General features: G+C 64.0%; 19 protein-coding genes. 10 read left to right on the top strand and 9 right to left on the bottom strand.

All coding sequences use genetic code 11. The features are described from left to right. Positions 1 to 24: 24 nt before the first annotated feature. Positions 25 to 2,007 carry a PAS domain S-box protein gene (locus SPITH_RS10110; protein ID WP_245523383.1) on the bottom strand — a complete coding sequence of 661 codons (1,983 nt, stop codon included), beginning with the start codon at positions 2,005 to 2,007 and terminating at the stop codon, positions 25 to 27. A gap of 169 nt (positions 2,008 to 2,176) precedes the next feature. On the opposite strand from SPITH_RS10110, the gene SPITH_RS10105 reads away from it, so the two are divergent. From SPITH_RS10105 to SPITH_RS10080, 6 genes are read left to right on the top strand one after another with little or no spacing between them, the layout of a single operon-like run. Further along, entirely contained in the window at positions 2,177 to 2,941 is a 765-nt protein-coding gene (locus tag SPITH_RS10105) for a YIP1 family protein (protein ID WP_014625562.1), read from the top strand. Continuing rightward, the gene (locus tag SPITH_RS10100; RefSeq protein ID WP_014625561.1) at positions 2,938 to 4,404 is read left to right on the top strand and encodes a TolC family protein; all 1,467 of its coding nucleotides are present in this window, start codon (positions 2,938 to 2,940) and stop codon (positions 4,402 to 4,404) included. Before SPITH_RS10105 ends, SPITH_RS10100 begins: the two co-directional genes overlap by 4 nt. Positions 4,405 to 4,444: 40 nt before the next feature. Beyond that, complete coding sequence (locus tag SPITH_RS10095) at positions 4,445 to 5,710, top strand: efflux RND transporter periplasmic adaptor subunit (RefSeq protein ID WP_014625560.1); 1,266 nt, start codon at positions 4,445 to 4,447, stop codon at positions 5,708 to 5,710. Next, on the top strand, positions 5,707 to 6,498 hold the full coding sequence (locus SPITH_RS10090; protein WP_014625559.1) for an ABC transporter ATP-binding protein: 792 nt from the start codon (positions 5,707 to 5,709) through the stop codon (positions 6,496 to 6,498). The genes SPITH_RS10095 and SPITH_RS10090 overlap by 4 nt, the downstream gene beginning before the upstream one ends. Beyond that, positions 6,485 to 7,705, top strand: coding sequence for an ABC transporter permease (locus SPITH_RS10085; protein ID WP_014625558.1), 1,221 nt, complete (start codon positions 6,485 to 6,487; stop codon positions 7,703 to 7,705). Before SPITH_RS10090 ends, SPITH_RS10085 begins: the two co-directional genes overlap by 14 nt. Position 7,706: 1 nt before the next feature. Then, positions 7,707 to 8,936, top strand: coding sequence for an ABC transporter permease (locus SPITH_RS10080; RefSeq protein WP_014625557.1), 1,230 nt, complete (start codon positions 7,707 to 7,709; stop codon positions 8,934 to 8,936). Between the two features lie 9 nt (positions 8,937 to 8,945). Here SPITH_RS10080 and tpx read toward each other — a convergent pair whose 3' ends face one another. The 8 genes from tpx to SPITH_RS10040 form a co-directional block, all read right to left on the bottom strand. Next, the gene (gene tpx / locus SPITH_RS10075; RefSeq protein WP_014625556.1) at positions 8,946 to 9,443 is read right to left on the bottom strand and encodes a thiol peroxidase; all 498 of its coding nucleotides are present in this window, start codon (positions 9,441 to 9,443) and stop codon (positions 8,946 to 8,948) included. 73 nt (positions 9,444 to 9,516) lie between these two features. Then, positions 9,517 to 11,505 (bottom strand): RelA/SpoT family protein, encoded by a 1,989-nt coding sequence (locus SPITH_RS10070; RefSeq protein ID WP_014625555.1) that lies wholly within the window; start codon positions 11,503 to 11,505, stop codon positions 9,517 to 9,519. Next, positions 11,502 to 12,350, bottom strand: coding sequence for a peptide chain release factor N(5)-glutamine methyltransferase (gene prmC / locus SPITH_RS10065; RefSeq protein ID WP_014625554.1), 849 nt, complete (start codon positions 12,348 to 12,350; stop codon positions 11,502 to 11,504). Before prmC ends, SPITH_RS10070 begins: the two co-directional genes overlap by 4 nt. 1 nt (position 12,351) lies before the next feature. Then, positions 12,352 to 13,425, bottom strand: coding sequence for a peptide chain release factor 1 (gene prfA / locus SPITH_RS10060; RefSeq protein ID WP_014625553.1), 1,074 nt, complete (start codon positions 13,423 to 13,425; stop codon positions 12,352 to 12,354). 13 nt (positions 13,426 to 13,438) lie between these two features. Then, positions 13,439 to 14,002 carry a rhomboid family intramembrane serine protease gene (locus tag SPITH_RS10055; protein ID WP_014625552.1) on the bottom strand — a complete coding sequence of 188 codons (564 nt, stop codon included), beginning with the start codon at positions 14,000 to 14,002 and terminating at the stop codon, positions 13,439 to 13,441. Positions 14,003 to 14,045: 43 nt separating this feature from the next. Beyond that, on the bottom strand, positions 14,046 to 14,816 hold the full coding sequence (locus SPITH_RS10050; protein WP_014625551.1) for an exodeoxyribonuclease III: 771 nt from the start codon (positions 14,814 to 14,816) through the stop codon (positions 14,046 to 14,048). 46 nt (positions 14,817 to 14,862) lie between these two features. Then, positions 14,863 to 16,803, bottom strand: coding sequence for an ABC-F family ATP-binding cassette domain-containing protein (locus SPITH_RS10045; protein ID WP_014625550.1), 1,941 nt, complete (start codon positions 16,801 to 16,803; stop codon positions 14,863 to 14,865). 2 nt (positions 16,804 to 16,805) lie between these two features. Beyond that, positions 16,806 to 18,074, bottom strand: coding sequence for an SH3 domain-containing protein (locus tag SPITH_RS10040; RefSeq protein ID WP_169311819.1), 1,269 nt, complete (start codon positions 18,072 to 18,074; stop codon positions 16,806 to 16,808). A 185-nt stretch (positions 18,075 to 18,259) separates the two neighbouring features. Between SPITH_RS10040 and SPITH_RS10035 the strand changes: the two genes are divergently transcribed. The 4 genes from SPITH_RS10035 to asd all read left to right on the top strand — a co-directional run bounded on the left by SPITH_RS10035 (position 18,260) and on the right by asd (position 22,591). Continuing rightward, the gene (locus tag SPITH_RS10035; protein WP_014625548.1) at positions 18,260 to 18,979 is read left to right on the top strand and encodes a hypothetical protein; all 720 of its coding nucleotides are present in this window, start codon (positions 18,260 to 18,262) and stop codon (positions 18,977 to 18,979) included. A 79-nt stretch (positions 18,980 to 19,058) separates the two neighbouring features. After that, complete coding sequence (locus SPITH_RS10030) at positions 19,059 to 19,730, top strand: hypothetical protein (protein ID WP_014625547.1); 672 nt, start codon at positions 19,059 to 19,061, stop codon at positions 19,728 to 19,730. After that, the gene (locus SPITH_RS10025; RefSeq protein WP_014625546.1) at positions 19,727 to 21,421 is read left to right on the top strand and encodes a M30 family zinc metallopeptidase; all 1,695 of its coding nucleotides are present in this window, start codon (positions 19,727 to 19,729) and stop codon (positions 21,419 to 21,421) included. The genes SPITH_RS10030 and SPITH_RS10025 overlap by 4 nt, the downstream gene beginning before the upstream one ends. Before the next feature lie 45 nt (positions 21,422 to 21,466). Continuing rightward, positions 21,467 to 22,591, top strand: a complete 1,125-nt coding sequence (gene asd / locus SPITH_RS10020) for an aspartate-semialdehyde dehydrogenase (protein ID WP_014625545.1) — start codon at positions 21,467 to 21,469, stop codon at positions 22,589 to 22,591. Positions 22,592 to 22,609: the final 18 nt, after the last annotated feature.

The following is a 22,609-nucleotide window of genomic DNA, read 5'->3' as shown; positions in this document are numbered from 1 at the left end:
GAGGGAAACCCGGCAGGAGACGGGCTAGACCCGGGGATGGTAGATCTCCCTGGGGACGTGGATCTCCCAGGTGAGGCCGGGGGGGCCGTGCCACTCGATGGAACCTCTGAGCTGGTTCCGGATGAGCTCGTGGACCGTGATGAGGCCGAGTCCCCCCTCCATGGACGGGGAGAACCCTTCGGAGGGTCCCTTGCCCGAGTCCGCCACCGTGAGGCGGAGCCCCTCCCCTTCCTTGGAGAGCGTGATGCGGATGGTACCGCCCTCCGGGCCGAATGCGTGTCTGGCCGCGTTGAGGACGAGCTCGTGGACCGCGAGTCCCAGGGGTACGGCCGTGTCGAGGAGTACGGAAACCGACTCTCCGGAGTAGTCGATCTTCACCGAGCGGGGGAGGATACCGGAGAGCAGGGGGAGGAGCTCCTTGAAGAAGGCATCCAGGTCGAGGCGGGAGGGATCTCCCGACTCGTAGAGCTTCTGGTGGAGCAGGGCCATGGTCCGTACCCTGGTCTCCAGGTCGTGGAGGATGTGACGGAAGCTACGGTCTTCCACCTTCTCCAGGGAGAGGTGGATGAAGGAGGCGATGATCTGGAGGTGATTTTTCGTACGGTGCTGGAGTTCACGCAGGAAGGCTTCCCGTTCCCTGAGACGACGGGCGAGCTCCTCCTCCAGTTTCTTGAGAGGGGTGATGTCCCGCGTGATGGAGAGGATGTGGGGCTCGCCGTTCAGGTCCATGAGGGCGGCGGACATGAGTCCCTGTCGTACCGACCCGTCCTTCATGGTGAAGGGTGCCTGGAAGGTGCGGACGATGCCCTCCTTCTGGAGCTGCTCCACGAGGCGGGCACGATCCGCCGGTTCCTTCCATATGGAGAGCTCGAGCGAGGACTTCCCTATGAGCTCCTCCCGGGTGTAGCCGGTGATGGAGGTGAAACCTTCGTTCACGTCCACGTACCGTCCGTCGCTCGCCCGGTTGATGGCCACGGCCTCGGGGAAGGTCTCGAAGACCAGACGGAGTCTCTCCTCACTTTCCTTGAGTGCCGCGATGTAGGCACGCTCCGCACTCTGATCCCTGAAGACCAGGACCACGCCCAGGATCGTTCCCCCTTCGGTGCGGATGGGTGCCCCGCTGTCGGCGATGGGGATGGTACGGCCGTCGCGGGCGAGGAGTACGGTGTGGTTGGCGAGCCCCACCACCATCCCTTCCTCGAGTACGCGTTCCACGGGCGATGGGGCGGCCTCGCCCGTCTCCTCGTTCACGATGACGAAGACGTCGTCGACGGGCCGCCCCACGGCCTCCTCGGTGCGCCAGCCCGTGAGACGTTCGGCCACGGGGTTGAGGAAGAGGACCCTCCCCTCCGGGTCGGTCACGATCACCGCATCCCCTATGCTCTTGAGGGTGGTGAGGTGGAGGGTGAGGGCCGCCTGCGCCTCCCGTGTGGACTTTCGCACCAGGAGGTGGTCGAGGAGGATGGACCCTGTTGCGAGTTCCGCGAGTGGATAGGCGAGGAGCACCGCCTCCCAGATGGCGCCGATGGTGGGATACACGAGCGGTCCCGGGAGGGTGAACATGAGGAGGAGCATCACCACGTGCACGGACAGGGCCAGGATACCTATGGAGGTGAGGGAGTAGGAGAGGTGGTACCGCCTGATGAGATCCCGGCCCAGGATTCCCAGGAGGTAGGAGGAGAGGATGACGAGCACGCCGGTGGGGGCGCCCGGCCCTCCAAGGACGATGCGATAGAGTGCGGCGGGCACGGCGGTGAGGGCGCCGGAGAGGGGGCCCATGAGGAAGGCGCAGAGGCTGATGAGGATCGAGCGGCCGTCGAAGATGACGCCAGGGGCGAGGTGCGCAGGGAATGTCATGCCCACCAGGGTGACGGCGCCGAAGAGGAGACCCTGGAGGACCTTTCCGGAGGGATGCAAGGGGAGCCATCGGCGGGCGAGGAGCTCGGAGAGCCCTGTGAGGGCCAGGATGAGGGAGAGGTTGAAGAGCACCTCCTTGAAGAAGGACACGATCGGCTCCTTTACTACAAGCATAGTCCAGTTGTTGGGTACTGACAAGGGAAGTTGACAGGATCTCCCAACCGGGGGAGAATGCAACCTGATCCCTTGACGGGGCGGTGTTTCCGTGATAGATTTGATATACTGTCCTAGCTTGGTAGAACACAAAAAGGAGTGGACCATGTGGAAATCGTGGAAATCGGTGCTCTTCGATCCATTCAACGGGTTCAAGATGATCTCCACCGGGACGAAGGTGGGGATGCCCACCCTGATCTGTGCCCTTCTCGCCATGGTGATCACGGCGCTCCTGGTGCCGGTGATGACCCACCCCGCCTACGCTGAGGCTCTGGTGAGGATGCAGGTGCAGACCCTCGAGGCCATGGGCCAGGAGTTCTCCGAGGCCCAGGTCTCGCAGATGGAGCAGCAGCTCTCCTCCCCGGGGATGCGCACGTGGTCCATCGTCTCGAGCGTGGTGGGGAGCGGTATCAGTGTGGTCATAGGACTTATCCTCGTGGGGCTCCTCGTCTGGGTGGGGGCGCGCATGGGAGGAGTGACGGTCCGGTTCAGGCACGCCTATGCGGTGGGGGTCTTCGCGTATCCCGTCCTCCTCCTGGGGAGCCTCATCAGGGAGATCCTGGTGGTGAGCGCCGATCCGTACACACTCTTCCAGAACGTGCGTACTTCTCTCGATCTCGGGTACGCCCTCCAGCCCCCGCTGAGCATGGCCGCGGTCCTCTCTCCTTCCGACCTGGGGCACGTGGGATACGCTCTCGTCAATGCAGCCACGGACATCTTCTCGATTCTCTACCTGGTACTCCTCTACGCAGGACTCGTCTCGAGCGTAGGGGTTCCCCGGCGGAAGGCCGTGCTGGTGACGGTGCTCTTCTACGTGGTCTTCGTGGCCTTCTCGGTGGTGCCGGTGTTGTTCGTGCCGGGCGCGGTATGAGGAGAGCGTTCGCCTTTCTCCTGGTGCTCCTGCTCCTGCCGGGAGCTGTCCAGGCGGAGGGATTCCAGTCCTTTCTCGAGGTCGCCCTCGCTTCGTCCCAGGGTGAGGCACTCGAGGCCGCGCAGGCGGCCCGGGAAGCGGCCTTGAGGGAGCAGCGGGCCTCGCTCCTGCCCAACGTGGGGCTTTCGGTGCCGCTCGAGGTGCAGGACGAGGTGCGAGCTCACTCCGAGGTGGAGGGGGTGGGATCCGTGGATGTGCATCACCGAGTTTCGGTGATGCCGGGGGTGGGACTCAGTGCCACCCAGCTCCTCCCCACGGGTGGAACGCTCGCAGGCTCGCTGCAGGGGTCCTTCTCCTACAGTGACGTGGGAGAGGTGGAGCCCGAGGCAGCCGCTTCTCTTCTCGGTTACTCCCTCGATCCTGCCCGTTCCCTCTCGGTGTCCCTGGGAATCTCGCTCTCCCAGCCCCTCGCGACCGGGGTCTTTGGGGCGGTCCGGGATCAGCTCAGGCTCCGAGAGGAGGAAGCGGCCCTCTCCTCGCTTTCGGCCCGCAACGAGCTCGTGCGTGCCGCGGCCGAGGACTACTTCCACCTCCTCGTGCTCGCCTATCGGCGGCATCTGGCCGAGGAACGCATGAAGGCCACGGTGGCGAGGGCCGAGCGGATCGAGCGGGAGTCGGCCCTCGGGCTGTGGACCCGCACCGCCCTGCTCCAGAGCAGGGCCGAGGCCGAGCGCGAGAAGCTCGCCTTCGAGGAGGCCGAGGCCGGCTACCGGGAGTTCGCCTCGTACGTGCAGGAGGCCTATGGTCTCACCACGCTCCCCGAGGAGAGCGAGCTGGCCCCCTTTCCCGCCCCCGGGCTCACGGTCGAGGAGGTGGTGGCCCGATCCCCCGAGGTACGGCGGGCATCCGTGGCTGCGGGGCTCGAGCGGGCCGGGGTGGTGCTCGTGCGGAGGGATGTCGCCCCTTCGATCGAGGTGAGTCTCGGTGCCTCGCACTCACGGAGCCTGGACGAGGATGAGTACACCACCGGGCTCCAGGGGGCGGCTTCGCTTTCCCTCAGGCTCGCCGACGGAGGGGCCGCGGCGGGCAGGATCGAGGCCGCGGAGGCACGGGCCCGCCGGGCAGAGGCCGAGTGGGCGACCGTGCAGGCGGGGGTGCGCATGCGGGCCGCCTCCCTCCTGGGGAAGATCGCCAGATACGAACGCCAGCGGGAGGTGGATGCCATGCTCGTGGAGGCGGCCCGGATGGAGTTGGAGGTGGCGGAGCGCGACCTCGAGGCAGGCCGCACCACGGTGCACGCGGTACAGGAGAAGAAGCTGGCCCTCGATGGGGCCCTGCTCGAGGCCTTTCAGCACACCGTGGACTACAACCTCGCGGTGCTCGAGGTCTGGTCCCTCGCCGGGTACGACCTGGTGGACCTGGTGCGGAGCGGATTCGCGGGCCGTGGCGAGGCCCGGCGGTAGGATGTATGCGACCGATCACGTGATGAGATGAGGAGGAGAGATGAAACGACACATCGTGGTGGGAGTCCTCGTGGTGCTCCTGGTGGCCCTGATCGGGGTGAACATCGCGCGGATGCGGCGAGGAGGAGGACTCCCCGAGGTCGAGGTAGTGCACGTGCAGCTCGAAGCGGTGGTGGACGAGGTGGCCGCCCGGGGAGAGATCCGGGCGAGGGAGGAGATGCAGGTGGTAGCCCAGGCGTCGGGTGTGGTGAAGGACGTGTTGGTGGAGGAGGGCGAGAGGGTGCGGAAGGGGGACATCCTGGTGCGGCTCGACACCTCGGAGGTGGAGGGCGCCCTCCTCCAGGCCGAGGCCCAGCGGGCTGCGGCCGAGCTGGCGGTGAGACGTGAGGTGGTGAACCTGAGGATCGCCTACCGCGATGCCTCGACCGCGCTCGAGGAGGCGCGGAAGAACCTCGAGCGGGTGAGGGAACTGCACGGGATAGGATCCGCGAGTGACGAGGAGCTGCGCCAGGCCGAGGACCAGGTGGCGCGGGCGGAGGAGCAGCTCGCCGCCGCGAGGCAGCAGCTCAACTTGAGGGAGGGGCGCGAGCCCGATGCCCCTGTCCCGGAGGTCTTCCCGCCAGTGGACCTGGTGGTGGCCTCCTCCCCTGAGGTGCGTCAGGCGGAGGCCCAGCTCGAGGCGGCGAGGGAGCAGGTGGAGCGGTACGTGGTGCGGGCCGGGATCACGGGCGTGGTCTCACGGGTGCTCGTGAAGCGGGGGGCGGTGGTGGCGGCCGGCACGCCGGTGGCCCAGCTGCACGACGATTCCCGGCTCGAGGTGGTGGCCCAGGTGGACGAGGTGGACCTCCCCAAGGTGCGGGAGGGGGCGCGGGTGAGGGTCGAGGCGGACGTGGCCCCCGACAGGGATCTCGAAGGTCAGGTGGTGTGGATCTCGCCTGTGCTGGAGCAGACCGGCGAAGGGCGGATGGCGCGGGTGCGGATCCGTCTGGACGAGCGGGAGGGTGTGTGGATAGGGGCGAGCTGCTCGGTCTTCATAGAAGGAGAGCGTCGGACTTCACCCGTCATCCCGCTCGACGCCTACTGGATCGAGAAGGACGCGGCCTATGTCTGGCGGGTGGAGGAAGACGAAGAAGGGTTCGTGCTGAGGAGGGTGGAGGTGAAGGTGGGGAGCCTCTTGCCGGGCAAGGTGGAGGTGCGTGAGGGGCTCTCGGAGGGCGACCTCGTGGTTCCGGGGAGACGCAGGGACCTCGAGGAGGGGATGCGCGTGAAGGTGGAGGTGAAGGACGGCGAAGAGGGAGATGGATGATGGACGAGGTCATCCGCCTCGAGGGCGTCACCAAGACGTACACCATGGGCGAAGTGGAGGTGCAGGCCCTCAGGGGTATATGGCTCACCGTGCGGCGCAACGAGTTCGTGGCCATCATGGGTGCGAGCGGGTCGGGCAAGTCCACGCTCATGAATATCGTGGGCTGTCTCGACAGGCCTACCTCGGGAACCTACTACCTCGAAGGGGAGGATGTCTCCACCCTCACGGACGACCAGCTCGCCGACGTGAGGGGAAGGAAGGTGGGGTTCGTGTTCCAGACCTTCAACCTCCTTCCCCGGATGACGGCGCTCAAGAACGTGGAGCTGCCTCTGGTATACGCCGGCATCCCCGAGCGGGAGCGGCGCAGGCGGGCCGAGGAGGCCCTCGCCCGCGTGGATCTGGCCGACCGCATGCACCATCGCCCCAACGAGCTCTCGGGCGGCCAGCGTCAGCGGGTGGCCATCGCGCGGGCCCTCGTGGTCGAGCCGGCCATCATCCTCGCCGACGAGCCCACGGGAAACCTCGACTCCCGCACCGGGCTCTCCATCATGGCCCTCTTCCAGCAGCTCCACAGGGAAGGGGTCACCATCCTCATGGTGACCCACGAGATGGACATCGCCCTTCACGCCGAGCGCATCGTCTACCTCAGGGACGGCCTCATCCGGGGCGACGAGCGCGTCCAGCGGCGCAAGGTCGCCGAGGAGGAGCTCTCACGTGTGGCCAATCTCGACGAGGAGGAGCTCTCCTCGGCCATCGAGAAGCATGGGGGAGTCGATGGATCTTCGTGAGGCCCTGGCCCAGGCGGGCGATGTCATAAGGGAGAATAAGGTCCGTTCGTTCTTCACCATGCTCGCCATCAACATAGGGGTGGCGGCTCTCATCGCGATCTCCATCGTGGGACTCGCCTTCCGCTCCTCCATAGGCGAGGTGGTGGGGAAATACGGTACCACGCTCGTGTGGGCCCAGGTCAACTGGCGGGCCTATGTGGCGGGTGAGTCGAGGCGGTTCCTCGACGAGCGGGATGTCTTCTACTTCCGGAGCCTGCCGGGGTTCCGCAGGGGGGAGCCGCTCATCGTCGGCACCACCATGGAGGTGGCCTTCAGGGGAAGGCGGGAGGTCACCGGCGTGGTGGGTGTGAGCGAACACCACTTCGACCTCTTCTCCATAGGGATGGCCGATGGGAGGGGGTTCACCCACGAGGAGGTGGAGGGCGGGCAGCGGGTGTGCGTGATCGGCCCCGAGCTCGCCCTGCGTCTCTTCGAGGATGAGCCTGCGGTGGGTCAGCGCATCCAGGTGGGCGGCTCGCTCTACACGGTGGTGGGGGTGACCGTGGAGCGGAACCCCCAGACCGAGTTCCTCTCGGACGGGAGCGGCAATCTCTCGGTATTCGTGCCCCATACCCTGCTCGAGGGGATGGTCTGGCCCGGGATTCCGGGGCGGTACTGGGTCTACCTCCTCGACTTCGACACCCCCGAGGCGGCCGAGCGGGCGGCCCGCCTGGTGGACGAGCACCTGAGGAACCGGTATGGGCTCCTCCGTGGTGAGCCACGCTTCAGGGTGGAGCGGCTCTCCACCTACGTGGTGATGGTGGACCGGATCCTCTCCATAGTCTCCCTCATCGTCACGGTGATCGCTGCGGTCTCCCTCCTCGTGGGGGGGCTGGGGATCATGAACATCATGCTCGTGGCCGTCACCGAGCGTACGAGGGAGATCGGTGTCCGCATGGCCGTGGGTGCGAAGCGAAGGGACATCCTCCTCCAGTTTCTGGTGGAGGCCGTGGTCCTCTGTCTCCTGGGCGGCGGCACCGGCCTGTTCCTGGGGGTGCTCATCGCCCTTGCGGTGTGTGCGGCCCTCTCCTGGCAGTTCATGCTCTCTGCCGGTGTGGTGGTGCTCACCATCATGGGGGCCCTGGTCCTGGGGATGGTATTCGGGATCTATCCTGCATATCTCGCCTCGCGGCTCATGCCCGTCGAGGCCCTCAGGTACGAGGTGTAGCATGGGACGACTCCTCCTTCTGGAAGCCCTGCAGTCGCTCTGGGCGCATCCTTCGCGGACCATCCTCATCCTCCTGGGGGTGGTGGTGGGCCTCTCTGCCGTGATCGTGGTGATGGCGGCGGGTGAGGGCGGAAAGGCCATCATCATGGAGGAATTCCAGGGGATGGGACCCGACACCCTCATCGTCCAGCCCAACTGGGCCGCCAGGTCGGAGGGGGGGAGCTTCCGCGTGGAGTTCCTCACCCCCGAGGATGTGGCCGATCTGGAGCGTTACGGCCGGTTCATACGCGACGTGACCCCGGTGGTGCAGCTGCGCACCGTCCTCGAGACGAGATACGCGGAGAAGCAGCTCACGGTCACCGGTACCACCCTGAGCTTCATCAATTTCTGGGAGTTCGGCCTCGCCGAGGGGAGGCTCATCACCGGGGAGGAGGTGAGGACCAAGGCGAAGGTCGCCATCGTGGGCTCGCTCGTGGCCGAGGAGCTGTTTCCCGGAGGGAACGCCGTGGGAGAGTATGTGAAGATCGCGGGAGAGCCGGTGCGGGTGGTGGGGGTGCTCGCCCGCAAGGAAAAGACCTACGGCGTGAGCCTCTCGGACCCGGATGAGACCTTCAACAACTCGGTCATCCTCTCGGTGTACGCGTTCGAGCGCATCTTCGCACGGCGGACACAGGACTACGAGGTGGTCTTCTGCAAGGCGGTGAGCCTCGGACAGGTGCTGGAGGCCAAGCGGGAGATCCTCGAGATCCTTGAGAAACGGCACGGCCGGACCGCCGACGGGCTCCACAAGTTCATGGTGACAGACATGAAGACACAGATACAGATGATCGATCAGGTGATCGGCACCATCACCACTGCGGTGGCGATCCTCGCGGGGATCGCCCTCCTCGTGGCTGCCATAGGGATCATGAACGTGATGCTCGTCTCGGTGAAGGAACGCACCAGGGAGATAGGGATCCGCAAGGCCATCGGGGCCAAGCGGCGGCACGTGGTCGTCCAGTTCCTGCTCGAGGCCCTCCTCGTCTGCGGGGGTGGGGGCCTTCTGGGTATCGGCGTCTCTTATCTGGTGGCCTACGCGGTGGGGGAGTGGGCAGGGTGGCCAGTGCTCATCGACCTCAAGGTGGTCTTTCTCGCCTTTTCCCTCGCCCTCGCCACCGGGATACTCTCCGGGGTGTACCCGGCCGGCAAGGCAGGCTCCCTCATGCCCCACGAGGCTCTGCGGTACGAGTGACGACCGTACCTACACGTGGCGGAGGGCCTCGTCGTAGTCGGGTTCCCGGGCGATCTCGGGCACGAGTTCGGTGTAGACCACGGTATCGCGCTCGTCGAGAACCACCACGGCGCGGGCGAGGAGTCCTGCGAGCGGCCCGTCTGCGATCTCCACGCCGTAGGCCGTGCCGAACTCCCTGTTCCTGAGTTGCGAGAGGGTGATCACGTTGTCGATCCCTTCGGTCTTGCAGAATCTCTCCTGGGCGAAGGGGAGGTCGCAGCTTATGGTGAGGACCACGAGGTCGTCCCGTCCCCGTACCTTTTCGTTGAAGCGCTTGGCCGAGGTGGCGCACACCCCGGTGTCGAGACTTGGCACGATGTTGAGGATCTTCTTCTTGCCCCGAAAGTCGGCGAGGGTCACGTCGGTGAGATTCACAGTGGTGAGGAGGAAGTCCGGTGCCTTCTGCCCGGGGGCCGGGAGTTCTCCCACGGTGTGGATGGGTTCGCCTTTCAGTGTCACGGTGGCCATGTCGCCTCCTTTATCGTATGTTCCTTAAAATATTACTAAATAAATAAGAAAAGGCAAGAACCTCTCCGGGCTTTCACTCGACCAGGCTCACGCTCTTCACCGAGGGGATGGCGCGGATTGCTTTGAGGACCCGACGGACCTGTTCCTTGCGGTCGACCTCGAGGCTGAAATAGGAATCCACCTCGTCGAGGCGCTGTTCGGTGATCTTGCCCTCGATGAGGTGACCTCCGAGCTTGCGGATGGCACCTTCCACCTCCGAGAAGAGGTCGCCGGTGTGTCGGGAACGGACCCGTACGTGCCAGGTCGTGCGCGGCGAGATGCTTTCCCACTCCACCTCTATCTGCCTCCTCGCGAAGTCCTCGATGTTCGAGAGGTTCGGGCAGTCCCGGCGGTGGATGATGATGCCCCTTCCCCTGGAGACGTAACCCACGATGTCGTCACCCGTCACGGGGTGACAGCAGCGGGCGAATCGGACGAGGAGGTTCCGCTCGGTGCCCACCCGGATGCCGATCTTCTTCTCCTCCCTGAGTGCCTCTCCGGGTCGTGCGCGAGGCGGGGAGGGGGGAGGGGAGGGCCCGGACGGTTTCTTCACCACCACGTTCTTCTCGACGAGGTAGGTGGTGTCGTGACGGTTGATCCAGGCCCTGATCTTGGACCTCGCCCGTGCGGTTTTCACGGCGCGCAACCAGCCGATGTGGGGATGTGCATGGGGTGAGGTGATGATCTCGACCACCTGGGTGTTCTGGAGTTCGGCGGTGATGGGGATGATGGCGCCGTTCGCCTTGGCTCCCGCCAGGTGATCGCCTATGTCGGTGTGGATGTGGTAGGCGAAGTCGATGGGTGTGGCGCCCTTGGGGAGTTCTATCACGTCCCCTTTGGGGGTGAAGACGTAGATGGAGTCGCGGAGTATCTCCTGTTTAATCTCCTCGAGGAACTGGCCCGAGGTGGCTTTGAGGGAACTCCACTCCCTGAGGCGGTTGATGATGGAGAGCTCGCCCACGTCGACCCGGTGGGGGCTGATGCCTTCCTTGTAGAGCCAGTGGGCCGCGATACCGTACTCGGCGGTACGGTGCATCTGGTGGGTGCGGATCTGGACTTCCACCAGGGTGCCTCCGGGGACCATGACCGTGGTGTGGAGGCTCTGGTATCGGTTGGCCTTGGGCATGGCGATATAGTCCTTGAAGCGGCCCTCGAGGGGTTTGTAGAGGCGATGGACGATGCCGAGGAGGGTGTAACACTCGGTCTCGGTATTGCAGAGGAGGCGGATGCCCAGGACATCGTAGATCTCTTCGAGCGGACGGGCCTTGCGTTTCATCTTCTGGTAGATGGAGTAGAGGTGTTTCCGCCTCATCTGGATCTCGACTTTGATCCCCTCTCTCCCCGCCTCTTTTTTGATGGTCCGTGCCACCTCCTCGAGGAGAGCGGTGCGGGCTTCGATCCGTTCGTTCACGTAGTGCTCGATCTCTGCGTACACCTCGGGCTGGAGGTGTTTGAGGGCCAGGTCTTCCAGCTCGTCCTTGAGCGAGGACATCCCGAGGCGCTCGGCGAGGGGGGCATAGATCTCGAGGCATTCGGTGGCGATGGCTTTCTGCTTTGCGGGCGGGAGGTACTGCAGGGTGCGCATGTTGTGGAGCTTGTCGGCCAGCTTGATGAGGATGACGCGGATGTCCTTCGCCATGGCGAGGAGCATCTTGCGTATGCTCTCGGCGGCCTGGATCTTGCGGTTGCGCGCCCTGAGGGAGGAGATCTTGGTCACGCCCTCCACGAGGAGGGCCACTTCCTCTCCGAAGCGTGAGGCGATCTCGTCCCTGGTGGCGCCGGTATCCTCTATGGTGTCGTGCAGGAGGGCGGCGATGAGGGTGCCGGTGTCCATGCCGAGGTCGGCGAGGATGCGGGCCACCTCGAGGGGATGGCTGATGTAGGGCTCGCCGCTCGCCCGCAGCTGCCCTTCGTGGAGCTGTGCGGCCCACCTCGCGGCCTCCTGTACGCGGGCCTTCTCCTCGTCGGTGTAGCGGCCGAGCGAGGGGGTGAGCGTCCGGTCGATGAGAAGTGCAGGGCTCATAGGGGTCTCCGCGCGAGGGTCGCGCGCCTCCTTCCTGCAAGGTCGGGGAGGTGCCGGACGTGGGTGTATCCGGCCTCCCGGTAGAGCTCGGCCACGGCGTCGGCCTGGGCGTCGTGATGCTCACATATAAGATACCCACCGGGAACGAGATGATCCAGTGCCTGCGGGATGAGACGACGGATGTGGGAGAGGCCGTCGGGGCCCGAGGCGAGGGCGAGGGCCGGTTCGGGCCAGCCCGAGGCCTTCATGACGGCGACTTCCTCCTCGGTGAGGTAGGGAGGATTGGCGGTGATGAGGTGGAAGCGGCCGGGTACGGACGAGAGAAGGTCGGAGCGGTGGTGGGGGGGGACGGTGCCGAGGAGGCGGGAGGCGTTCTCCCTGAAGACGTCGAGTGCTTCCTCGCTCACGTCGGAGGCCGATGCGGTGAGGGGGCGGGGGGTGTGGGTGAGGATGGCGATGAGGATGCAGCCGGTGCCGGTGCAGGCATCGTGGATGTGGGTGATGGCGGGATCGCGGCGGATGAGGGTGAGGGCGGCGTCCACCAGGACCTCGGTGTCGGGGCGAGGGACGAGGACGCGGCGGTCCACGTGGAAGGTGAGTCCGTAGAACTCTTTGAGGCCCCGGATGTAGGAGACCGGTTCGCCTGCGAGGCGGCGGGCGAGGAGGGACTCGAAGGTGCGGCGGGTCTCGGGGGGTACGGGCTCGGGGTAGGAGGCGAGGAGGGCCTCCTTGGGGAGCCCGGATGCGTGGGAGAGGATGAGGAGGGCGTCCAGGAAGGGGGTGGGGATGCCGGCACGGGCGAGGGTGCGGGTGGCCTCGGTGAGGAGTTCACGGTAGGTGGACATACTAGGTCATGGTGCTGAGGGCTTCTTCCTGGACCGCGAGCCTGAGTGCGTCGATGATCTCGTCGAGATCGCCGTCCATCACGGCTTCGAGCTTGTAGAGAGTGAGGTTGATGCGATGATCGGTGACCCTGTTCTGGGGGAAGTTGTAGGTCCGGATCCGTTCCGAGCGGTCGCCGCTCCCTATCTGACTCCGCCTCATGGCGGCGCGTTCGGACTCCTGTCTCTGCTTCTCCATTTCGTAGAGCCGGGCCCTGAGGATCTTGAGGGCCTTGGCCTTGTTCTTGTGTTGCGACTTCTCGTCCTGGCAGCTCACCACCAGTCCGGTGGGAAGATGGGTGATCCTGACGGCCGAGTCGGTGGTGTTCACGCTCTGCCCGCCCGGGCCCGAAGAGCGGAAGACGTCCACCCGGATGTCCTCGGGTCGTATCTCCACCTCTGTCTCCTCGGGCTCGGGGAGCACGGCCACGGTCACGGCCGAGGTGTGGATGCGGCCTCCCGACTCGGTCACCGGTATCCGCTGCACCCTGTGCCCACCGCTCTCGAACCTGAGGTGGCCGTAGACCTCCTTCCCGCTTATGGCGCACACGAGCTCTCTGAATCCTCCGAGCTCGGTCTCGCTCGCCTCCATGATCTCCATCTTCCAGCCCTTGCGCTCGGCGTAGCGTGCGTACATGCGGTAGAGATCGGCGGCGAAGAGGGCGGCCTCCTCGCCGCCCGTGCCGGCCCTGATCTCCAGGATGATGTTCTTACCGTCGAGGGGGTCGGGAGGAACGAGGAGAAGTTTGAGCCGCTGTTCGGTGCGCGCTATCTCTCCTTCCAGGGCCTTTATCTCCTCGCGGGCCATCTCCTTGAGTTCGTGGTCGTCCTCTTCCTCGAGCACGGTCTTCGCCTCTTCGAGCCTCGCCTCGAGTCTGCGGTAGTGCTCGGCCGTGCGGACCACCTGGGAGAGGTGGGCGTGTTCCTGCGCGAGCTCGCGGTATCGTTTCTGGTCGTTGAAGACCGAAGGATCGGCGAGGGCGGTTTCCAGCTCCTTGAAGCGCGTGGTAAGTTCCTCGATGCGTCGTTCGGGTATCATGGGGTGCTCCGGATCACGATCTGCCCTTGGTTCGCAGGAAGCCGAAGACGCTCCCACACAGGCCGCCTATGAGGTGGGCGAACTCGCTCACGTTGTTCTGCTGGAAGGCTGCGCTTATCTCCCGGCCCAGGTAGATGATGACCACCAGGATGAAGGTGAGGGGGATCTCGTTGCCCTTTCTGTTGGCGAACGACGAGAGGATGATCATCATGAAGACCACGCTGCTCGCGCCCAGGAGCCCTGTGGGAAACAGGAGGATGTTGGCGATCCCGGTCGCGAGGGCGGTGACGAGGATCATTCCGAGGAGCCTCCCGCTCCCGTACTTCTCCTCGAGCATGGGGCCCAGGAGCAAGATGAGGGCCACGTTCCCCAGGAGGTGGGCCCATGAGGCGTGTCCCAGGACGTGGGTGAAGATTCGTATCCAGTGGATGAAGGAAGTCGGGTCGAAGGCACCCCGTCCCGGTACTGAGAAAAGTCGGGGGATCAGGTTGGTGCCTGCGTAGAGGTCGAGCATGAGGATGACCGTGGACAAGAGCCCAAACGTGAGCACAACCGGGGCATTGTAACGTATCTTCATGTGTATAAACGTATCACGGGAGGGCCAAAAAGAAAAGCCCGGCTCACACCTCCACGTCGAGGGTGATCTTGACGGGGCAGTGGTCCGAACCCATCACGTTCTTGAGGATGACCGATTCCTTCACCTTGTCCTTGAACCCTTCGTTCACACAGTGGTAGTCGATGCGCCACCCTATGTCCTTCTCCCTGGCCTTGAACCGGTAGGTCCACCACGTGTAGTGTCCTCCCTCCTTGGTGAACATGCGGAAGGTGTCCACATAGCCCGAGGAGAGGAAGTACGTCATCCACTCCCGCTCTTCGGGGAGATAGCCGGGATTCTTCTCGTTCGCCTCGGGCCGGGCGAGATCGAGGGGGGTATGGGCGATGTTGAAGTCGCCGCTTATGAGCACGTGTCGCCCCGCTGCCACGTAGGCATCGGCCCGCTCCTTCACCGCGTTGCAGTAGGCGAGCTTGTAGTCGAGACGGGCTCCCGCCTCCTGGCTGTTCGGGAAGTAGCACCCGAAGAACACGAAGCTCCCGAAGTCGGCGATGAGGGTGCGACCCTCCCGGTCGAACGCTTCCACGCCCAGTGGCTCCACGCTCACAGGCTCGTAGAGGGTGAAGAGGGCCACCCCGCTGTAGCCGGGTTTGTCGGCCTCGGCCCAGTAGGTGTGATAGCCGTCGGGTCGGGCGAGCTCAGAGGGGAGCTGATCCCTGCGGGCCTTGGTTTCCTGGAGACAGAGGATCTCGGGACGCTCCTTCTCGATCCAGTCGAGGAGCCCTTTCTTCGCCGCGGCGCGGATGCCGTTCACGTTCCATGAATAGACCGATACCATGTCCCTATACTAGAGGAAACCGGGTGGATGGACAAGCGAATGCGCCCTACTCCTCGAGGGCTTCTTTGAGGGTTTCGACCTCGTGGGCCACTTCTTCCCAGCGACCCTGGAGGCGGATCTGCTCTTCCTCGAGGGTGGAGAGGCGCTCCTTGAGGGTGCGGGTTCGCTCCCCGTCGGTGTAGACCTCGGGTCGGGCCATCTCCCGGTGGATCCAGGAGAGCTCCTCTTCGATGGCCTCAAGACGGAGGAGGATCTCTTCCTCTTCCCGTTCGCACCGGCGGAGTCTTCTCTGGAGGGCCTTTCGCTCCGTCCGCCGTCTCTGGGCCTCGCTCTCGGTGCGGGTGGGCGGGGAGGGGTGAGGGGTGTGGGTTCGAGAGGGAATGACGGTCTCCTCCCACCAGCGGAGGAACTCGTCGTACGGCCCGGGGAATTCCCGGAGGGTGCCTTCGTGGACGTAGAGGACTCTGGTGGCAAGCCCCCGGTTGAAGTGCGCGTCGTGGGAGACGAAGACGATGCCGCCTTCGAAGGAGGAGAGGGCTTCGAGAAGGGCGTCCTTGGTGTGAAGATCGAGGTGGTTGGTGGGCTCGTCCAGGATGAGGAGATTCGCGCCGGAGAAGAAGAGGCGTGCGAGGGCGAGGCGGGATCGCTCACCGCCGCTGAGGACCGCAAGGGGTTTGTCCACCTCCTCCCCCCGGAAGAGAAAGGCCCCCAGCACGTCCCGTGCCTCCTGTTCCTTCCCTGCCGCAACCCGGAGGGCTTCCTCCAGCACGGTCTGTGGTCCCGAAAGGCGTTCCGCCACGTCCTGGGCGAAGTAGCCGGGCACCACACCCGTGCCGTAGCGGAGGGTGCCGGTGTAGGCCAGATCCTCGCCCGCGAGGATGCGCAGGAGCGTGGTCTTCCCCACACCGTTCGGTCCTGCGATCACCACCCGCTCTTCCCGGCTCACCTCGAGGCGTACCTCTCTCAGGACTTCGCGGGATCCGTAGGCCTTGCCGAGGCCTTCGGTCTGGACCAGTACCCTGCTCGAGGACGGAGCGGAGGGGAAGCGGATGTGCACCGGCACCAGGTGAGGGGGAAGCGCCACCTCATCCATCTTTTCGAGCCGAAGGATCCGGGCCTGGACCTGGGAGGCTCTGTTGGCGTTGGCCCTGAAGCGGTCGATGAAGGTCTGGAGGCGTTCCCGTTCCTTCTGCTGCGCTTCGTAGGCCTTGATGAGCCGGGAGATCTCCTGGGTGCGTTGTGCTTCGTAGCGTGAGTAGGTGCCTCGGTAGCGCTTCACCCTGCCTGCGAAGATCTCCACCACCTCGTCGATGAGTGCGTCGAGGAAGTCTCGGTCGTGCGAGACGGTCACCACCGCTCCCTCCCACCCCTCGAGGAAGGAGCGGAGCCATATCCGGGCCTCCAGGTCGAGGTAATTGGTGGGCTCGTCGAGGAGGAGGACGTGGGGGCGCTCGAGGAGCAGTCGGGCGAGGGCGATGCGCATCTGCCAGCCGCCCGAGAAGGTACTGCAGGGCCGGGAGAAGTCGGCCTCGTCGAAGCCCAGCCCCCTGAGTACCCGGTGGATCTCTCCCTCCCGCTCGTAGTAGCCTGAGGAGAGGATCGCCTCCTGGAGGGATGCCATCTCCTCCGCGATCTTCAGGGCCCGCGACGCATCGACCCGTGCGGTCTCTTCCCCCAGGGCGTGGACCCTCCTCTCCATCTCGCGGAACCGCACGAACGCCCGCTCCGCCTCTTCCCACACCGTACCCTCCGGGGTGGTGATGCCCCACTGGGGCAGGTAGCCCACCCGGGCCCCGCCCGAATAGACGACCCGACCATCGTCGGGTTCGCGCAGGCCCGCCATCATCTTGAGGAGGGTGGACTTGCCGCTCCCGTTGGGACCCACCACTGCAGCCCGCGTGCCTTCCTGTACCGTCCAGGAGAGATCCTTGAAGAGCACACGTTCTCCCACGCGTGCGCCCACGCCCTCGAGCACCACGCCCGGCATGACTACTCCATGTATGAGAAGTAGAGGACCACGGGCACCCTCGGCTCGCTCACGGCGACGTTGCGCACCACCGAGGAGGCGGGGAGGTAGAAGAGCCTGATGCTCCCCGGTTCCTTCTTGTAGAGGAAGTAGACCTTCTCCTCCGCGGAGGTGTTGTCGAACCAGAAGACGAGCACCCCGTCGTACCTGGACTCGAGGTCTTCCCCAAGGAGGACCGAGAGCTCTATCTTCCCCGTGGGGGCCGCCGAGGCGGGAATGTACCTGCCCTTGAGGGTGCCGGGCCGTTCCCAGCGGAAGGTCTTGTCGGGATTGAGGGTGAGGATGCCGTATGAGCTGCTCACCAGCCTCGAGCCGGGGGCTATGAGCTCACGGTAGGCAGTCTCCCTCCGTGCCATCTCCTCGGAGATGAGCAGGTTCACATCGTCGGGGAAGAGGCAGAAGAGATCGGTGTAGGTCCTCGTGCCGTAGGGATACTGGACCGCGATCGTCTCCTGATCACGGAAGAAGATGCGCACCGGCGCCCCTTCGGGGACGAACTCCGAGTCGGAGATGGGGAGAAATCGCTCGTACGAGAAACGCGTGCTCCTGCCCGGTACGGACACGGTGATGGTGCGCGCCCCGGTATCGACGAAGAATCCGTACGCGGGGCTCACCCGGTAGAGGTCGATCCTCCCCCGCTCCTGCATCTCCTTGAAGTAGAGAGGGCGCCAGGGCCCCTTCTGGAGGAGGGTGAGCCTCTCGGTCCCCCCCGCCGGCGGGGACCGGTCCTGCCTCTCCCCCGTGCCCACCTTGAGGAGCGAGGCCTCGCAGAAGCCCGTGATCCCGCCTTTTGTGTACACCTTGAACCACAGACGGCCGCTCTCTTCCTCCACCACGGGCGGGGCGAGGATCTTCACCCGCTCGCCCTCCGCGAGTTTGTAGACCACCTCCTGGTCGGTCCCCGGGCCTTTGCGCACCCGTGCGGCGTTCACCGCGGCGGTGGCGAACGAGGTCCGGTACTCCCCCATCTCCTGCACGGCCTTCTCGGCCTCTTCTCGCGAGGGATAGAGGGCGAGCTGCCACCGCGGGACATCGACGAGCTCTTCGCCCATCATCACCGTGTAGGTGTCGTAGACCAGCGACTCCTTGAACACGGGGATGATCGTGCCTGTGGGGATTTTCGTCTCATCGGGCGACCAGAGGACCACCGCGTAGCCTATGGTGCGGGATCCGCAGGAGGCTACGAACCCTGCCACGCTCAGTGCAAGGAGGAACAAAGCGGCTCGTCTCATCATACTCAAGGATTATGAGCCGGTTTTCCTGCAACGTCAACACAGAGGGAATGTGGAGAAAATGGAGATTTTGGAGATTTTTGATATTTTGTTTTTCACAAAGAATTTACACACATCTGGTTGACACCGTGGTGGGGAGGACGTAGTATAGCGCTAAACAATAATCCTCAACACGGAGGTGTAAGATGAAGAAAGGATTGGTCCTATTGTCTCTGGTGTTGGTCGCGGGTTCGCTCGTAGCCCTCGACATCAGTGCAGGTGCCAGCTCCGTGGTCGGCTCTGCGTGGGAGAGTTATTCTCTTTCGGGAGAGCTTCTTGGGATGTCAGTTGAAGGAACTGAAGCACATAACTGGTTCACATTGGGGGGTAAAGTATTTGGGGATTTCACATATGGACAAGCAGGTGTGGGATATCGAGTAGTATCATATGGAGGAGGTGAGCTGACTTCTACTGTGGATGGCGATACCACCACCGATGAGCTCGATGATACAGATGCTGCTCTCCATTACATCACTTTTGAACTGCTTGGGAAATATCCGTTCGATCTTGGAGGTGTAATTCTTGCTCCTGTAGGAGGTCTTGCCTACGATCTTTGTACTGCATATTACGACGCGGATGGGGAGAAGGTGGATCCTGATGATATTTACAACTATGACGGGAAAAAAGTGGGCTACAGCTATTTCAACAACCTTCGACTCGTGCTGGGTGGAGCGGTTGATGTGCCGTTTGGGAACCTTTATGTTCGAACTCAGGGGCTTTTCTCCCTTGTGTTGAGTCAAGAATACATGAAAGACTATGAGAGATTAAACAAAGATCTAATGGAAGCTTATGGGGGTGAGAATGTTTCCAGTTCGTCTTCTTTTACCGCACTTGAGATCTCTGTGGGCATAGGTTATAAATTCTGATGGGGGTGACCAAAGAGGGCCGCTTCGGCGGCCCTTTTCCCTTTACGTGAGGCAAAAGACCGTGTAGGATGGTGGGACAATGAATCGTCGTGGGGTGTGCGTTTCCATTGTGATCCTTCTCTCCAGCATGTCCCTCGTTTCCTTTTCCCTCGACGTGTCGGCTGCAGGTGGAACAGGAGGATGGGGTGGTTTCTGGGCAAAGACCGAGGTCGCACGTGCCGAGAGCCTTGGGCAGGAAGTATCTCCCGCCTTTTCCCCTGCGTGGTATGGGGCCGTGGGGATGGAATCGTGGGCTCTTTCGGGGCTCTCCATGGGGGGACTCCTGGGGGTGGGGGTGTGGTCCGGTTCCCTCTCCCTGAGGGACGGTGAGTTGCCCTCCTCGCTCTCCACGATAGAGTCGCTCGCCCTGGAGGTGGGCCTCAGGGTTGCCTACTATTTCTCGCAACAGGGTGAGGGTTGGTTCTTCGGAGGGGGGCTGGGTGCAGGCCTCCTCCCCGGCTCCGTGGTGACCACTTCCCGGTGGGAGGACGTGGAGGTGACGGCCTCCCACGAGGTCGAGGGTTCGCGCCTCTTTCCTTGGGGTGGGGTGGAGGTCGGTTGGAGATTTCCGCTTCATGGCCGGTGGTCCCTGGAGGCATTCTTCGCAGGTCACCTCGCGCTCCTCTGGTGGGATGGCGGGACGAGTGCTGCCTGGCGGGCCCTCTGTGGCGCCCGCCTCTCCGCGGCACTCGAATCGGAGGGTGACTCATGAAGAGGATGCTCTGGCTCTCCGTGGGACTCCTCATGGGGGTCTCCCTTTCCTGCTCCTTTTTCTTCCCCGAGACCGAGCCACTGGCAAGCCATGCGGGTATCGTGCGGCTCTCCTCCTCAGGAAGTTTTGATTACACGGTGGCGCTCGAGGAGCCGAGGGATGTGTACTTCGTCTTCTCCGCAGCTCCTTCCTACTCCGGCGCCCAGGTGGTGAGTGTGGCTCCGCTCATGGTGGATGGGGTTCGGCTTCCCCAGCCCGGGGCGCTGAGGCTTCCTGCGGTGTTCCCCGAGCCGGCGTCCATCGAGGCACGTATCGCCAACGAGAACGCCCGCCTCGCCCGGCTCCTCCTGTCCCGGGGCACGAGGCGGACGCTCCCGCGTGCGGCCCTCACCCCTTCCGAGATGCGGGCCGATACCGTGGGCGAGACGGATGCCTTCTACGATGTGGCGGACACGATCCGATCGGTGAGCGCGACCTGTCGCTATGTAGGGACGGAGGATACGCCACAGGGACTCCGCACCCTCTCCATCTGGGTGGCCGACGACCAGTGGGGCACCATCACCCAAGCGATGGTGGACGAGCTCGCCGCTCGTTTCCTCTCATCGGGGCTCGATAATGACATCTACGACTGGCTCACGACCATACTGGGGCCTGAGTGGGGGGGCCACCCTTACGTGGATCTCATTCCCTTCGACGGGGGTATCACCATCTTCCTTACCGATATAGGGAATGACGGGAGTACCGAGGGAGGAATCGTGGGCTACTTCGCCGCGATCCATCAGTTCAAAAACGAGTACCTCCAGCAGTACGGTGAGAGTCCTGTCTCGAACGAGCGGGTCATGTTCACCATCGACGCACCCATGTACGCGAACGACGGCGGCGACGGGATGTGGACTCCTTCCGACGAGTGGCCGAAGATCGTCTTCTCCACCCTGGTCCACGAGTTCCAGCACATGATCAACTTCTATCAGAAGACCGTGCTCCGTGGCGGGATCTCCGAGGTGTGGCTCAACGAGATGTGCAGTCAGGTGGCGGAGGACCTCCTCGCGGACAAGGTGGGAGTGGAGGGGCCCCGCGGAGTGGACCCACAGGTGGGAGGACCCGGCGATCCCGGCAATACCGGAGGGCGGATCCCCTACTACAACCAGTACACCTACCTGCCCCTCATGAAGACCGAGGGTTTCGACCTGCTCGACTATGCGACCACCTATGCCTTCGGGGCCTGGACGGTGCGTAACTTCGGTGGGGCTTTCTTCCTCCGGCGGGTGGTGCAGAGCCCGTACGGGGGAAAGGATGCGGTGGAAAAGGCCGTACAGGAGGCGGGTGGGGTCTACACCACCATGGCCGACCTGGTGGCCCAGTGGGCGGTCGCCGTGCTCACCTCCGACCGCACGGACATGCCGGAGGGATACCGCTACAATACAGGTACGTGGTTCACTTCTACCCTTGGGGGGACCGAGTATCGTCTGGGTTCCATCGACTTTTTCAGGTATTACCGCAGGACCGAGGACGGCGAGGTGATTTCAGAGCCGGGTCCTGTGGTGTATGAGGGTGAAGATCCCCTGGGCGAGCTTTCCGCCGCATCCAATGTGTTCTACGCGGCCGCACGCTCGTTCACAGGAAAAAAGACCTTCCATCTCACGGTGCCGCAGGGGGTGATCACCCACGTGGTCATCCTTCCACCCCGTTAGGGAGCGGCAGTTGATACAAGCCGATGGCTCTGGTATGCTCAGGCCATGGCCAGGGTAGGGTTCATCGGTTGGCGCGGCATGGTGGGCTCGGTCCTCATGCAGCGCATGAGAGAGGAGCACGACTTTTCCGGTCGGTTCGAGCCGGTGTTTTTCTCCACGTCACAGGCCGGACAGAAGGGGCCCGACCTGGGGTTTGAGACAGGCGTGCTCAAAGACGCGTATGATACGAAGGTGCTCGCCTCGTGTGATATCCTCGTCTCCTGTCAGGGGGGCGATTACACCAAAGAAGTGTACCCCAGGCTCCGCTCAGAGGGATGGAAGGGATACTGGATCGACGCAGCATCCACCCTCCGTATGGAACAGGATGCGGTCATCGTGCTCGATCCGGTGAATCGTCACGTCATCGACGAGGCCCTCTCCAGGGGGATCAAGAACTACATCGGCGGCAACTGCACGGTGAGCCTCATGCTCATGGCGATAGGCGGGCTTTTCCGAGAGGATCTGGTGGAGTGGCTCTCCTCCATGACCTACCAGGCCGCCTCAGGGGCGGGGGCCCGCCACATGCGCGAGCTCCTCGCTCAGATGAAGGAGCTGGGTGATGCGGCCCACGATCTCCTCGAGGATCCCGCCTCCAGCATACTGGAGATCGATCGCAGGGTCACGGAGGTGATGAGGAGCGCAGAGTTCCCGGTTCGGGAGTTCGGTGTGCCGCTCGCAGGGAGCCTCATTCCCTGGATCGATCGACCTGTGGAAGAGGGGCAGACGAGGGAAGAGTGGAAGGGCTTTGCCGAGACGAACAAGATCCTGGGGAGACAGGGTAACCCTGTGCCGGTGGACGGCATCTGCGTGCGGATCGGGGCCATGCGGAGCCACAGTCAGGCCCTCACCATAAAGCTCAAAAAGCGTATCTCCCTCAAGGATGCCGAGGAGATCATCGCCTCATCGAGCGAGTGGACGAAACTCGTGCCCAACGACCGGGAGGTGACCATGAAGGAACTCACCCCTGCGGCGGTCTCCGGCACCCTCACCGTGACTGTGGGTCGGGTACGCTTCATGAAGATGGGGCCTGAGTTCCTCACCGCCTTCACGGTGGGCGATCAGCTCCTCTGGGGTGCTGCCGAGCCGGTGCGCCGGGCCCTTCTCATCGTGCTCGATCACCTGGGGGGCTAGGGGCCCTCCTTTTTCGGC

The sequence above is a fragment of the Spirochaeta thermophila DSM 6578 genome (assembly GCF_000184345.1).
In the GTDB taxonomy this organism is placed as follows: Bacteria; Spirochaetota; Spirochaetia; order Winmispirales; family Winmispiraceae; genus Winmispira; species Winmispira thermophila.
This window is presented reverse-complemented; position numbering and strand designations above follow the sequence as displayed.

Coding starts and splice junctions, on each gene's coding strand:
- SPITH_RS10035 (WP_014625548.1), top strand. CDS start 18,260: ATGAAGAAAGGATTGGTCCTATTGTCTCTGGTGTTGGTCGCGGGTTCG.
- SPITH_RS10030 (WP_014625547.1), top strand. CDS start 19,059: ATGAATCGTCGTGGGGTGTGCGTTTCCATTGTGATCCTTCTCTCCAGC.
- prmC (WP_014625554.1), bottom strand. CDS start 12,350: ATGTCCACCTACCGTGAACTCCTCACCGAGGCCACCCGCACCCTCGCC.
- SPITH_RS10085 (WP_014625558.1), top strand. CDS start 6,485: ATGGATCTTCGTGAGGCCCTGGCCCAGGCGGGCGATGTCATAAGGGAG.
- prfA (WP_014625553.1), bottom strand. CDS start 13,425: ATGATACCCGAACGACGCATCGAGGAACTTACCACGCGCTTCAAGGAG.
- SPITH_RS10025 (WP_014625546.1), top strand. CDS start 19,727: ATGAAGAGGATGCTCTGGCTCTCCGTGGGACTCCTCATGGGGGTCTCC.
- SPITH_RS10055 (WP_014625552.1), bottom strand. CDS start 14,002: ATGAAGATACGTTACAATGCCCCGGTTGTGCTCACGTTTGGGCTCTTG.
- SPITH_RS10040 (WP_169311819.1), bottom strand. CDS start 18,074: ATGAGACGAGCCGCTTTGTTCCTCCTTGCACTGAGCGTGGCAGGGTTC.
- SPITH_RS10105 (WP_014625562.1), top strand. CDS start 2,177: ATGTGGAAATCGTGGAAATCGGTGCTCTTCGATCCATTCAACGGGTTC.
- tpx (WP_014625556.1), bottom strand. CDS start 9,443: ATGGCCACCGTGACACTGAAAGGCGAACCCATCCACACCGTGGGAGAA.
- SPITH_RS10090 (WP_014625559.1), top strand. CDS start 5,707: ATGATGGACGAGGTCATCCGCCTCGAGGGCGTCACCAAGACGTACACC.
- SPITH_RS10080 (WP_014625557.1), top strand. CDS start 7,707: ATGGGACGACTCCTCCTTCTGGAAGCCCTGCAGTCGCTCTGGGCGCAT.
- asd (WP_014625545.1), top strand. CDS start 21,467: ATGGCCAGGGTAGGGTTCATCGGTTGGCGCGGCATGGTGGGCTCGGTC.
- SPITH_RS10045 (WP_014625550.1), bottom strand. CDS start 16,803: ATGCCGGGCGTGGTGCTCGAGGGCGTGGGCGCACGCGTGGGAGAACGT.
- SPITH_RS10070 (WP_014625555.1), bottom strand. CDS start 11,505: ATGAGCCCTGCACTTCTCATCGACCGGACGCTCACCCCCTCGCTCGGC.
- SPITH_RS10100 (WP_014625561.1), top strand. CDS start 2,938: ATGAGGAGAGCGTTCGCCTTTCTCCTGGTGCTCCTGCTCCTGCCGGGA.
- SPITH_RS10095 (WP_014625560.1), top strand. CDS start 4,445: ATGAAACGACACATCGTGGTGGGAGTCCTCGTGGTGCTCCTGGTGGCC.
- SPITH_RS10050 (WP_014625551.1), bottom strand. CDS start 14,816: ATGGTATCGGTCTATTCATGGAACGTGAACGGCATCCGCGCCGCGGCG.